Source organism: Bacillus sp. 1780r2a1 (assembly GCA_024134725.1).
GTDB lineage: Bacteria > Bacillota > Bacilli > Bacillales > Bacillaceae_H > Priestia > Priestia aryabhattai_A.
The window spans coordinates 2057762-2070293 of sequence record CP099863.1 but is presented as its reverse complement, the minus strand read 5'-3'; the positions used below and the strand labels follow the sequence as shown (position 1 = coordinate 2070293).

Annotated in this window: 13 protein-coding genes; 11 read left to right on the top strand and 2 right to left on the bottom strand. The window is 35.6% G+C overall.

The genetic code is table 11. The features are described 5' to 3' along the window. Nucleotides 1-38 precede the first annotated feature (38 nt). From gnd to NIZ91_10340, 11 genes are all read left to right on the top strand, one after another. Nucleotides 39-932: a decarboxylating 6-phosphogluconate dehydrogenase gene (gene gnd, locus NIZ91_10390; GenBank protein USY57029.1), complete on the top strand. Its 894-nt coding sequence runs from the start codon at nt 39-41 to the stop codon at nt 930-932. Nucleotides 933-986: 54 nt separating this feature from the next. Next, nucleotides 987-1655, top strand: coding sequence for a fructose-6-phosphate aldolase (gene fsa / locus NIZ91_10385; GenBank protein USY57028.1), 669 nt, complete (start codon nt 987-989; stop codon nt 1653-1655). A gap of 204 nt (nt 1656-1859) precedes the next feature. Further along, a complete protein-coding gene (locus NIZ91_10380; GenBank protein ID USY57027.1) occupies nt 1860-3197 on the top strand; it encodes a glucose-6-phosphate isomerase in 1338 nt (445 codons plus the stop codon). Nucleotides 3198-3367: 170 nt separating this feature from the next. Continuing rightward, nucleotides 3368-4243, top strand: coding sequence for a pirin family protein (locus NIZ91_10375; GenBank protein USY57026.1), 876 nt, complete (start codon nt 3368-3370; stop codon nt 4241-4243). Between the two features lie 307 nt (nt 4244-4550). Beyond that, nucleotides 4551-5393: an N-acetylmuramoyl-L-alanine amidase gene (locus NIZ91_10370; GenBank protein USY57025.1), complete on the top strand. Its 843-nt coding sequence runs from the start codon at nt 4551-4553 to the stop codon at nt 5391-5393. Between the two features lie 137 nt (nt 5394-5530). After that, nucleotides 5531-6472, top strand: a complete 942-nt coding sequence (locus tag NIZ91_10365; GenBank protein ID USY57024.1) for an NERD domain-containing protein — start codon at nt 5531-5533, stop codon at nt 6470-6472. A 151-nt stretch (nt 6473-6623) separates the two neighbouring features. After that, entirely contained in the window at nt 6624-7028 is a 405-nt protein-coding gene (locus NIZ91_10360) for a GNAT family N-acetyltransferase (GenBank protein ID USY57023.1), read from the top strand. 81 nt (nt 7029-7109) lie between these two features. Beyond that, nucleotides 7110-7955, top strand: a complete 846-nt coding sequence (locus NIZ91_10355; GenBank protein ID USY57022.1) for a DUF2971 domain-containing protein — start codon at nt 7110-7112, stop codon at nt 7953-7955. Between the two features lie 47 nt (nt 7956-8002). Further along, nucleotides 8003-8152 carry a hypothetical protein gene (locus NIZ91_10350; protein USY57021.1) on the top strand — a complete coding sequence of 50 codons (150 nt, stop codon included), beginning with the start codon at nt 8003-8005 and terminating at the stop codon, nt 8150-8152. Nucleotides 8153-8246: 94 nt separating this feature from the next. Continuing rightward, nucleotides 8247-9260, top strand: a complete 1014-nt coding sequence (locus NIZ91_10345) for an acyltransferase family protein (protein USY57020.1) — start codon at nt 8247-8249, stop codon at nt 9258-9260. A 15-nt stretch (nt 9261-9275) separates the two neighbouring features. Next, nucleotides 9276-10613, top strand: a complete 1338-nt coding sequence (locus NIZ91_10340) for an MATE family efflux transporter (GenBank protein USY57019.1) — start codon at nt 9276-9278, stop codon at nt 10611-10613. Between the two features lie 51 nt (nt 10614-10664). On the opposite strand, the gene NIZ91_10335 is transcribed toward NIZ91_10340, so the two are convergent. Then, nucleotides 10665-10844, bottom strand: coding sequence for a DUF4083 family protein (locus NIZ91_10335; protein USY57018.1), 180 nt, complete (start codon nt 10842-10844; stop codon nt 10665-10667). 203 nt (nt 10845-11047) lie between these two features. Continuing rightward, complete coding sequence (locus NIZ91_10330; GenBank protein USY57017.1) at nt 11048-12472, bottom strand: PLP-dependent aminotransferase family protein; 1425 nt, start codon at nt 12470-12472, stop codon at nt 11048-11050. Between the last annotated feature and the right edge of the window lie 60 nt (nt 12473-12532).

Sequence of the window (12532 nt, the reverse complement as noted above, 5' to 3'; positions counted from 1 at the left end):
TATATAAAACTAAATGATATCTACAGGAGGAGATTACTGTGCAAGTAGGATTAGTTGGTTTAGGAAAAATGGGGATCAATCTAGGGCAAAATTTATTGGATCAACATCATGATGTTGTAGCATTTGATGTGAATCCAAATGCAGTTGAAAAAATGATAGAGTATGGAGCTACAGGTGCATTTACTTTAAAGGAGCTGGTTTCTTCTTTAAAAGCCCCCCGTGTACTTTGGGTAATGGTTCCCCATACTGTTGTAGATTCAGTTATCAGTGAAGTAACACCTTTATTAGAAAAAGGAGACATTATAATTGAAGCTGGTAACTCTCACTATAAAGAGTCCGTTAGACGGTACAATGAACTAAAAGAGAATAGTATTCATTTTATGGATGTTGGAACATCAGGTGGAATGGCAGGTGCTCGAAATGGGGCTTGTTATATGATTGGAGGAGATCCTGAAGCCTGGGCAATAGTTGAACCAATTTTCTGTGATACAGCAGTAAAAGACGGTTATTTTTATGCTGGTAAAGCAGGAAGTGGTCACTTCTTAAAAATGGTGCATAATGGAATCGAATACGGAATGATGGCTGCAATCGGTGAAGGGTTTGAGGTGCTTGAAAAAAGCGAATTTGACTATGATTACGAAAAAGTAGCTAGAGTGTGGAATAACGGTTCTGTTATTCGTTCATGGCTTATGGAGTTAACAGAAAATGCGTTCTCTAAAGATGCAAACTTGGATAGCATTAAAGGGATTATGAATTCTTCAGGTGAAGGAAAATGGACCGTAGAAACAGCTTTAGATCTTCAAACAGCTACACCTGTTATTGCGATGTCACTACTTATGCGCTATCGTTCTCTTGAAGATGATACATTTACAGGAAAAGTAGTATCAGCTCTCCGCAATGAGTTTGGCGGTCACGCTGTAGAAAAAAAATAATTATGATAAATAACACATACATTAAACGAAAATTATTCATGGAGGAATGAAACGATGAAATTTTTTATTGATACAGCAAACCTTGAGGATATAAAAAAAGCATATAAAATTGGTGTTTTATCTGGCGTTACAACTAACCCATCTCTAGTAGCAAAAGAAGGCGTTAAGTTTGAAGATCGGATTGAAGAAATCTTAAAAACAGTGCCTGAAGTAGAATCAGTATCGGCAGAAGTAACACCCGATGCTGTAACAGCTGAAGAAATGATTGAGCAAGCTGAAAAACTAATTAAGATTAACGGTGGCGACCAAAACATTACAATTAAGCTTCCAATGACTATTGCTGGGTTAGAAGCAACACGTTACCTTACTAAGAAAGGTGTAAAAACAAATGTAACACTTATTTTCACGGTAAATCAAGCGCTTCTAGCAGCTCGTGCAGGAGCAACATACGTATCTCCATTCCTAGGACGTCTAGATGATATCTCAGAAGATGGTGTTCAATTAGTTGCTAAAATTGCTGAATTATTCCGTATGCAAAATATCGATTCTCAAATTATCGCAGCATCTGTAAGACATCCAGATCACGTTACTCGTGTAGCTTTGGCTGGTGCACATATTGCCACAATTCCTTACTCAGTTATTGAACAACTAGTAAAACATCCTTTAACTGATCAAGGTTTAGAAAAGTTTGCAGCTGATTGGAAAAATACTGTCCACAACTAAAAAGATTTAATTTTAAGTAAGTAACAAATAAACAATGTTAATCTACTCATTATAAGTCACTAGTATAGAATATTTGCAAAAAGGTTACTCACCTTCTCTAAATGAAGCTTTTTATCTATATAAATTAATGAATGTGCATTCTGTTTGCTATTCAATGTACGTATATAGAGGATCATTACTCTTATTGTAAAGGAGAAATACTATATGACGATTTCTTTCAATTATTCGAATGCAAAACCTTTTATGCAACAAAAAGAGATAGATAGTTTAAGTCAATTTGTACAAGTTGCTCATTCCATGCTTCATGAAAAGACAGGACCTGGATCAGATTTCTTAGGATGGGTAGATCTACCTATCACTTACAATAGAGAAGAATTTTCTCGTATTAAAGAGGCTGCTAAACGAATTCGTAGTAATTCTGATGCTTTAGTTGTTATTGGTATTGGCGGGTCTTACTTAGGATCAAGAGCTGCAATTGAAGCACTATCACATACCTTCCATAATCAAATGGGTGATTCGACTCAAATATATTTCGCTGGGCAAAACATCAGCTCTACTTACGTATCGCACCTATTAGAGTTATTAGAAGGAAAAGATATTTCTATCAATGTTATCTCTAAATCTGGTACTACAACCGAACCTGCTATTGCTTTTCGTATCTTCCGTGATTACATGGAGAAAAAATATGGGAAAGAAGCAGCTAGAAAACGTATTTATGTAACTACGGATCAAGCAAATGGAGCACTTAAGAAATTATCAGACGAAGAAGGTTACGAAACCTTTGTCATTCCTAATAATGTAGGAGGCAGATACTCTATACTTACTGCAGTAGGATTATTACCTATTGCTACAGCTGGACTTAATATAGACAAAATGATGGATGGAGCAGCTTCCGCAGCTAAAAAGTATAACAATCCTGACATTCTAACGAATGAAAGTTATCAATATGCAGCTGTAAGAAATGTGCTTTATAGAAAAGGGAAACTAATTGAACTGCTAGTTAACTATGAACCTTCCCTTCATTATGTTTCTGAATGGTGGAAACAATTGTTTGGAGAAAGTGAAGGCAAAGATCAAAAAGGTCTTTTTCCTGCCTCTGTTGACTTTACAACCGATCTTCATTCTATGGGGCAATATGTTCAAGAAGGTCGCCGTGATTTATTTGAAACAGTGGTTCAAGTGAAAAAGGCTCGTATTGAACTAACGATTGAAAAAGACCCTTCTAATATTGACGGATTGAATTTCCTAGCTGGAAAAACAATGGATGAAGTGAATAAAAAAGCATTTGAAGGAACTGTCCTAGCTCATGTAGATGGAAATATACCAAATTTAGTTGTTGAATTAGATGAACTAAATGAATTTACATTTGGAGAAATGGTTTATTTCTTTGAAAAAGCTTGTGCAATTAGTGGATTATTACTAGGTGTAAATCCCTTTGACCAACCAGGTGTTGAAGCTTATAAAAAAAATATGTTTGCTTTACTAGGTAAACCTGGCTTTGAAAAAGAAAAATCTGAACTGATAAGACGCTTATCAAAATAAAAACTTAAATATAACGCTCTTATCAGTAAAGTAAAGTGAAACTATAGTGCTGATAAGAGCGTTTTACTTTAATGAAGAACTGTCTAAATCAAATTCTAAAATATTGAAATTTCAATTTAAGAAGGATGAGATCTACTGTGCACAAATTATTGTTAAGGATGTGAGAAGATATGGACTATGGCAAAAGGAAGGTATTTCAAAGAGATGTAAAAGATAGCTGGTATGTTGAATTTAACACGAAAAGATACCCTCACATACAACAGGGGTGGGTTTTACCACCTGAACGACAGGCAGAGTTTGACCCTTTTATATTAATGGCAGATGATTGGTTTAAAAGAGGAACATTTTCTGATCATCCTCATCGTGGTTTTCAAACAATAACTTACGTTATAGATGGAAGGTTGGAACATATTGATAATCATGGTGGACATTCTATTCTAGATGCTGGCGATGTTCAATATATGAATGCTGGCTGGTCAGCTAGACACGCAGAAGAAGCTGTAGATAATGACCTTATTCATACATTACAACTTTGGTTAAACTTACCTAAATCACTAAAGCATACAGAAGCTGCATATCAAAATATCTACTTAGAAAATGCTCCAGTTGTACCTTTTAAAGGTGGAAGAATTCGAGTTTATTCAGGTGAAATTGCAGGTGTAAAAGGGCCTTTAAATAGTTTAGTACCTGTTACAATGACAGAAATTTATTTAGATAAGGATGCAACCTACTCTCACATTTTACCCGGTAATCATAATGCCTTTTTATATGTCTTAGCAGGTGAAATAGAAGTTGGAGAAAGTAAAACAGTTCTAGGTAAAACCGGAGTCGCTACTCTTACATTTAATGAAGATGAAAACGAATTACGTAAAAGTGTTCTAAACCTCAGAGCAAAATCAAGATCAAGAATATTAGTTTATTCTGGGGAACCGATTCGTGAAAATGTTGTAGCACGTGGACCTTTTGTTATGAATACAAAGGAAGAAATACATCAAGCGTTTGAAGATTTTCAAAACGGCTTGTTTGGACCACCAGCTGTACGTTAAAATTTGATTGTCGGAAACAAGTTTTTGTTAAAATATTCTAAAAATGAAGTTACTCTATATGATAATAAAATATAATTCTTTTATGAAGACTCTAAGAAACAAGCGATTTAAAAGCGATTAAGTCACTTGTTTCTTAGAGGTTTTTTTATTATACAATTAATTTTTAGTAAACAAATAATTCTACAAATAATCCAGACATAAGATAGATACCGTAAATATGTATAGAAAAAAAATAGTCTATAGGCTTGTATCCGTTACCAAATCTTCCATTTCTCATAAGCTAATAGAGAAGGGAGAGACAAGTCATATGAAAAAGATTTATCTTGATGCCGGCCATGGCGGCACGGACTCAGGTGCAGTCGGTAATGGCTTATTAGAAAAAAATCTTGTTTTAAAGCTTCAGCAATACATGATTAGCTTTTTAAACGCAAACTTTGCTGATTTTACACTCCAAACTACGCGAACAACGGATACGTTTTTAAGTTTGTCAGAACGTGCTTCTAAAGCGAATGCTTGGGGAGCCGATGTATTCATGTCTATTCACGTAAACGCTGGTGGTGGTACAGGTTATGAGGATTACATTTATAATGGATCCGTCAGCTCAGCAACTATTAACTATCGCAATCGCGTTCATGAGCAGGTAGTTCCTGTATTATCAGCATACAATCATACAAACCGAGGCAAAAAAGCGGCAAACTTTGCGGTTTTACGCTTAACAAATATGCCAGCTGTTTTAACTGAAATTGCGTTTATTGATACGACTAAGGATGCGAACCTTCTAAAAAACGAAGCCTTCTTACAAGCAATAGCAAATGCATATGCAAGAGGAATTGCAGTGTATTTAAATTTACCAGTTCGCCAATCAACAGTTTATACAATTCAAGCAGGGGATACATTCTATAAAATTGCAACTATGTATAACATTACTGTTGAAGCACTGCAAAATGCCAATCCTGGTGTTAACCCAACTACTCTACAAATTGGGCAGGAAATCTATGTTCCTGTGCGCACATATATAGTAAAAGCAGGAGATACACTGTATAAAATCGCAGGGATGTATAACGTAACGGTCCAACAAATTCAAGCAGTAAATCCGGGCATTGACCCATCAGCGCTTCAAATTGGGCAACAAATTAGGATTCCTTCATAAAAAAGTAGAAAAAGGGCTTATCTTTAAGCTCTTTTTCGCTTATAATAGCGCTTTAGAGTAGGTGTTTAGGTTCATTTTTTTTGAATCTCTTTTTATAGACGGAAAAAAATTCTATAATAGATATAAGGAGGAGAGGTATGTACATTGTTTATATTATTGGCACGATTTTAATTCTAGGGTTAATAACGACTTGTATTTACCTTTATCGCCGAAATGTACAAGTCGAAGAAAAGTATGTTACTCAATTGGAGCTAGCACAAAAAGAAGCGGCAGTTTCAATTGCTGCTTGTGAAGAAGAATACAAACAAAAGAAACAAGCTGACTTAACAGAGAAAGAAGAGCATTATAAAAATATTATTAGAGATTTACGAGAAAAGCATACGGCTCAGCTAATTAAATCGACGAAGTATATAAAAAGCTTGGAAGCTTTTTCAAAAAATAAAGGTGAAATCGTTATTCATAAAACCTTAACAACATTACAAACAAATTTAATTCATAAAAATAAAATCACAGCCGATGACATGATCATTATGGGGAATGTTTTTATGCCTTATTACATGAACGAACAACTATTTATTCGACAAATTGATCATGTTGTTTTAATGAAAACGGGGATTTATGTAATTGAAGTGAAGAACTGGAGCGGAGATATTCTTTATGGCGTTCGAAAAGACCAGATGCATGAGCTATCATTCTTAGTAGATTCACTATCCAGTCGAGTAGCTCGCACTGAAGAGCAAACCTTTGTATTTACGAAAACAAGTGAAGGTGAGATGAAAGTAATGAGTAAGCCCCACCCTGGAAAAGAAGTTCACCAGCACGCGGCTAGTTTAAAGGCTTACTTACAGAAATTACGTCGTGATATACCTGTGGTAACACCAATCGTTTATTTTAACGGTGATTATAATACAAGTGTAAAAAACTACTCACAAAGTCACTCACTTTGCTTTTCTACCAAAGATGACTTGTCCATCTTTTTCACTGAACAACTACAGGATCAGCCTATCTATACAACTGAGGACTTAAAGATGTTTAAAGAAACGCTCGAAAAGGCAAGTTATCATTTTATTCATTCTTAATTGTCAAAACGACTATGGCTTACTAAGATAAAAGAGAAGTGTACGTACTTAGTAGTTATATTCGCTAAACTTAAAAGAAAACATCTAAAATAGTTTATGTGAAAAGTGCTTTTATAAGCACTTTTTTTCATCTTGGAAGGTTGGGAAGCAAGTGGATATTTGTCGTATTTCAAAAGAAGAAACCTGGGAACTTAGACAGCGCGTCATGTGGCCAGATAAGAATATCGAGTATGTGAAAATAGACAACGATCATGAAGGAATTCATTACGGCCTATTTGATCATAATGAGCTTTGTTCAGTAGTTTCTCTTTTTGTCCAAGGTGATAGGGCTCAGTTTCGTAAATTTGCGACTGATACAAATCATCAAGGAAAAGGCTATGGCACGGATTTACTAAATTACGTTATAAATGAAGCAAAAGAGATGAATGCAAAATTAATTTGGTGTAACGCCAGAAAGAATAAGGCTAATTACTATAAAAGGTTTGGTTTAATTCCTTCTAACGAAACGTTTCAAAAGGGTGGTGTCGACTATGTTATTATGTCGAGACACCTATAATTTTGTTTAATTTTGAAAAAATATCCTGATATGGTGCTATAATGTAAATAACGAATGATTATAGTAAAGCAGGTGAAATGAATGGATCTAGATTATAAAGAAAAAGCATCGCATCATGCGATGGGATTTGAATCAAGCTACGACTATTATGATGAACAGTACAAGATTAACGACAATCCAACTGTTTGGCGCTATATGAATGCAGATCATTTTGAGTCCTTGCTATCTACAAAGTCACTATTTTTTACAAAGCCTACTGCGTTTCTAGATCCACTTTCTACGAACTACACGATGTGGAATATGCGCGATGTTAATAAATCCACGTTTGCAAATACTGAAGATTTAAAAAGCTACCTTAAAAATATCTATGAATTTTCCGCATTGTCCTCTTGGCATATAAATGAGCATGAATCAGCAGGCATGTGGGATTTGTTTTTAAAGTCTCAAGATGGCATTGCCATTCGTACGACATATGATCGACTATTAGGAAGCATTAAGGATTTGCGTTACAAAGTTTTTGCACGTAAAGTTCAGTATATTGACTTTGCTAAAGAACAAGTAAGTGAAAACATCTTTGATACCCTTTTTTATAAGCGGAAATCGTACAGCTATGAAAACGAACTGCGTCTGCTTATTATCGCAAGTCGTATTGACGCATGGAAGAGCCAGCAGCTATTTATTAAAGAAGAGATTTATGCTGGGGAATGGCAATCGCGTATGGACGCTTTAAAAGAAAGATCTTTTGCATTTTCGCATCTGCACGGAAATCTTGTACGCTGTGACCTTGCTCATTTACTTACAGAGGTATACGTATCACCCAAGAGTTCTCCTGCTTTTGTTCAAAAAATAAAAGCGTTATTAAGCGATCACGGCTTAGCTTATAAGGATGTTATTCAGTCTGATTTAGCAAAAGACTATATATATTAACCGTATGAAATCTCTCTCCTCACTCCATTATAAGAATGGAGGTGTAGATGATGAAGCAACCGGTTGTAATCTGTCCAAAATGTCAGTCTGCAAGCGAATTAGGATCTGTGTTAACCGCACAGTCCAATCAAAACGTCATTTATCATTGCTCGCAATGTGGCTATCAGCTTCGCAACGTGTATACGAATAAAGGTTGAACTAACAAGAAAAGTCAAGGTGTTGATACGCTTTGACTTTTCTTGTTGTTCGTAGTTCAATAAGTTTTATAGTTAAAAAGAAAGGGTACTTCACATGAGAGAACATAAGAGGTGGGTTGACGTCCTTAAGGGGATTGGCATTTCTGCTGTCGTTATAAGTCACAGTGGACACGAACTGGCGCATCATTATCTATTCTGGTTTCATATGCCGCTATTTTTTATGATTAGCGGCTATTTATTTTTTAAAAAACAAAGTCTTAATTCATTAAATAGGTGGGTTGTCAAAAAAACGATTAGCCTTATGGTTCCATACTTATCATTTGGGCTTTTGATTCTAGGATATATTACATGGAAGACTAATGACTTTGCGGCTATTCCTTCCACTGTAGAATCCCTTCTATATGGAGGAAGAGCACTAGGCTTTTATTACGGCGTTTTTTGGTTTGTTCCATGCTTACTTTTAACACAAATTTTATTCGGCTATTTGCTTTTCTTTATACAATCCAAGCTAATAAAAATAGTTATTTTTATGACCATCTATGTAATGGCATATTTGTATTCTGTTTCAAAAATTCACACACAGTTTATTATGCCATGGAGTATGGATACAGTTCTCATGGCTATGACTTATTATGCAATTGGCTATTTCTTTAAAGAACGATTAACTACTGGACTCAATAAAATTTCGCAGCTAGTCTGTAGCGTGTTTATTCTTTTAGTCATTTTATTAGATTACAGCAGGCTGTTAAACTACGAGCTGGATTTAAAAGTGAATATGTATAATCATTTTGGTCTTGATCTTTTATTGCCAATAGCTATTGTTTTACTATTGATACAAGGCAGCAAACTTATTCAAAATAGTATATTGGGGGCAGTGTTTGAGAAATTTGGACAAGCATCTTTAACGATTATGTTTTTACACGTTCCAATTCAAATTATTTTGCGTGAAAATATTAGTTTGCATCCGCTTATCATTGGAGTCGTTAGTTTACTAATCAGTTTTTGTGCCCATATGATTTTTAATTCTTTTTTAGTTGCCAGACGAGCTTTCTTAGGCAAAATCTATGGAACAAGCAAAGAAAAGAATAGGAGTTATTATAGTCACTAAAGGAGTTTTAGTTATATGAAGCAATACAATTTTACTGAAGGCTCAATCTTAAAGCAGCTCATTTTCTTTTCAACGCCAGTTCTACTAACGAACTTGCTTCAGGTGTCTTATCAGTTCATAGATAGTCTATGGGTTGGTAATTTGTTAGGATCAGATGCTTTAGGAGCTATTGCGGTTTCAGGTACCGTTATTTTTACGATCTTATCATTTATTATTGGAATTAATAATGCCAGCTTAACGATTTTATCTCAGCAAAAAGGAAACGATGATGAAGAAGGGCTATCTCGTTATTTAAATGCGTTTGTTGTGATATTATCAGCTTTAGCAATCTTACTTGGCGTCATTGGCTTTTTAAGCTCAGAGACAATCTTGAAGTTACTGGGCACTCCTGAAACAATGCTTGTCGACGCTACAACATACTTACAAATTAACTTTGTCGGAATTTTATTTTTGTTCGGGTACAACTTTATCGGTACTGTACTACGAGCAGTAGGAGATAGTAAAACCCCGCTGCGGTTTGTGTTTATCTCGGTTATTTTAAATGCTGTGCTTGATCCAATCTTTATCTGGACGTTTGATTTAGGTATTGCAGGAGCTGCGTATGCAACTGTTTTATCTCAGGGCTTTGCATTCATTTACGGCATCATTTATATTCTTAAAAAGAAGCTTGTACCGTTTTCACGTCCTGCTCTGCCAAAGAGGGAAGAAACAGTGCTTATTTTCAAGCTTGGTATTCCGTCAGGTTTACAAATGACGGTTATTTCAGCTGGTGTTATGGCAATTATGAGCGTCGTTACATCCTTTGGAAACGATGCAGTTGCAGGATTTGGCGCAGCTCAACGCTTAGATAGTATTCTTATGCTTCCAGCGATGGCGCTTGGAACCTCTGTGAGTAGTATGGCAGGGCAAAACATTGGTGCAGGAAAGTGGAGTCGAGTGAATCAAATTGGCCTATATGGAGTTATATATAACTTTGCAATAATGATGCTTGTAGCTGTGGTTATCTTTTTCTTAGCAGAGTGGGCGACTCGTCTATTTATTGAAGACGAAGGAGCCGTGGCGTTTGGTACACATTACTTAAAGGTTGTCGCTTTCTTTTATCCGTTTCTTGGTATTAACTTCATTCTAAATGGAGTTGTAAGAGCATCAGGAGCGATGTTTGCGATTCTTGTGTTAAATATTGTTTCTTTTTGGGTACTGCGTTATCCACTCACTTATTTATTCGCTAAGTGGCTAGGTGAAACGGGCATCGGACTTGGCATGGGTACAAGTTTTGTAATAAGCAGCATTATCGCATTTGTTTATTACAAATATGGAAAGTGGGATCAAAAACAAATTTTTGCTTCTAAATAAAGCACTATAAAACCCCTCTTATTGTCTTTGGAAATAAGAGGGGTTTTATGATTAGTGCTTGTCTTTATTTAATTTCTCAGTAAGCTCTTTCACTTGTTGTTCTATTTGGTTAAGCTGTTTTCTGCTCTTTAAAAATGAACGAAACAAAAATACTAGAAGTGCAATAAACAAGATAATAAGTCCAAAAGTCACGAGTTGAAATATAATATCACCAATATTGTACGTACTCATACAAAATAACCCTCCGTTAAAAATGAAAATATGACCATTATTTTAACATAAAATTACATATAAAAGTAGGTGGAATAGTAAATTGATAGTATAAATAGAATTAAGATTCTAAGTTAAAGGCAGAATGAACAAAAGTAACAGCTTTGTACTCTGCTTCATTCTGCCTTTATCCCAATCTCGATAAAATATCTCTTGCTTCATTTTTAATATTCGCTACACACTTCAAATAAAATATCTAACCCCTTTTCTAGTTCCTCTAATGACGCGTACGCATACGACAGACGAATATGATATAAATCCCTTGTTTCATAAATATAGCCGGGATTAATTAGAACATTTCGCTTTAGCAAATTAAGAAATAGTGCTTTATTAACGATTGGCTTCTTAAATTTAAGCCATATAAAAAATCCGCCTTCAGGTTTTTCCCAGTTTGCTAAGCTTTGAAATTTTTGATAGAGAATCTTTTCTACAAATTCCGCTCGGATTTTTAGCTGTTCTCGCAGCTGTCCTAAGTGATTCTCATATAACCCTGTTGATAGCCAGTGCGCCACAATCTCTTGAGAAAAGGCGCTAGATCCATAATCTGTTTGCATTTTTATATCTGCTAGCCGTTCAATTACAGGGGGAGGAGCAACAACCCATCCAATTCGTAAACCAGGGCTAAGCGTTTTTGAGACGCTACCAATGTATAAAACTTGTCCGGACGTATCCAGCGCTTTGATAGGTTCAATCCCTGAAGTAAATAGCAGCTCGTGATAGACGTCATCTTCAATGATAGGAATCTGGAGTTCTTTGCACGTTTGATAAAAGGCTATTCTCTCCTCTAAAGTCCAACTATAGCCTGTCGGATTATGCAAAGTAGGTACACAATAAAACAATGACTGTTTATTTTTCTTAAGCCTACGTAGATGTTCGGGTAGGTTCTTACCTCTTAAAACGGACATAACGCGCATGCCTGCAGACTGAAAAGGATGTACTGAATTCAAATACGATGATTGTTCTTGAAAGACAAGTGATCCTTTTTCTAATAGCCCAACCGCAATTAGCTGAAGTGCTTGAAGAGCCCCAGAAACAATTAAAATATTTTCAGGCGTTGTATAAATTCCTTTTTTCTTTAAGTATGTACATAAGGTTGTTCTTAGAGCTTTACTGCCCCTTGGTGATGAATAGCCAATTGCTTTTGATTCGAGCGAAATTTCTTTTAACGACTCTTCAAGCTGCTTTGTTGGAAGTAAATCTGGCGATAATTCACCTGTTCCAAGTCGAATAATATGATCAACTTGTTCATATTGGTTAATAAGCTGAATGGTATGGTAGTTTGGTTCATGAACGCTTCCTTCAATATACTGCTGCCAATTCGGATTTGTTTTGTTTACAAGAACGTTCCAAGAACTATTGCTTACAAATACTCCAGAGCCTCTTTTAGATTGAAGTAAACCCTCTGCACGAAGTTCATCAAGAGCCAGCTGCACCGTGCTTCGGTTTACATTAAACTGCGCTGCAAGTTGGCGCTGTGTTGGAATTTTCGTTCCTACGCACCAGTCACCTTTTTCAATTCTCTCCTTTATCCAATCGATAATTTGGTCGTGAAGAGTTAAGTGTGAATGTGTATTTGGCTTCCAGTCCATGCAATCTCCTCTAAATTGGATGGGTAAAAAACCATCCAATTGGTTGTTTTCTTTTTAATC

Bases quoted from the DNA above. Each gene is read 5' to 3' on its own strand.
- fsa (USY57028.1), top strand. From the start codon at position 987: ATGAAATTTTTTATTGATACAGCAAACCTTGAGGATATAAAAAAAGCA.
- NIZ91_10380 (USY57027.1), top strand. From the start codon at position 1,860: ATGACGATTTCTTTCAATTATTCGAATGCAAAACCTTTTATGCAACAA.
- NIZ91_10375 (USY57026.1), top strand. From the start codon at position 3,368: ATGGACTATGGCAAAAGGAAGGTATTTCAAAGAGATGTAAAAGATAGC.
- NIZ91_10370 (USY57025.1), top strand. From the start codon at position 4,551: ATGAAAAAGATTTATCTTGATGCCGGCCATGGCGGCACGGACTCAGGT.
- NIZ91_10365 (USY57024.1), top strand. From the start codon at position 5,531: ATGTACATTGTTTATATTATTGGCACGATTTTAATTCTAGGGTTAATA.
- NIZ91_10355 (USY57022.1), top strand. From the start codon at position 7,110: ATGGATCTAGATTATAAAGAAAAAGCATCGCATCATGCGATGGGATTT.
- NIZ91_10350 (USY57021.1), top strand. From the start codon at position 8,003: ATGATGAAGCAACCGGTTGTAATCTGTCCAAAATGTCAGTCTGCAAGC.
- NIZ91_10345 (USY57020.1), top strand. From the start codon at position 8,247: ATGAGAGAACATAAGAGGTGGGTTGACGTCCTTAAGGGGATTGGCATT.
- NIZ91_10340 (USY57019.1), top strand. From the start codon at position 9,276: ATGAAGCAATACAATTTTACTGAAGGCTCAATCTTAAAGCAGCTCATT.
- NIZ91_10335 (USY57018.1), bottom strand. From the start codon at position 10,844: ATGAGTACGTACAATATTGGTGATATTATATTTCAACTCGTGACTTTT.
- NIZ91_10330 (USY57017.1), bottom strand. From the start codon at position 12,472: ATGGACTGGAAGCCAAATACACATTCACACTTAACTCTTCACGACCAA.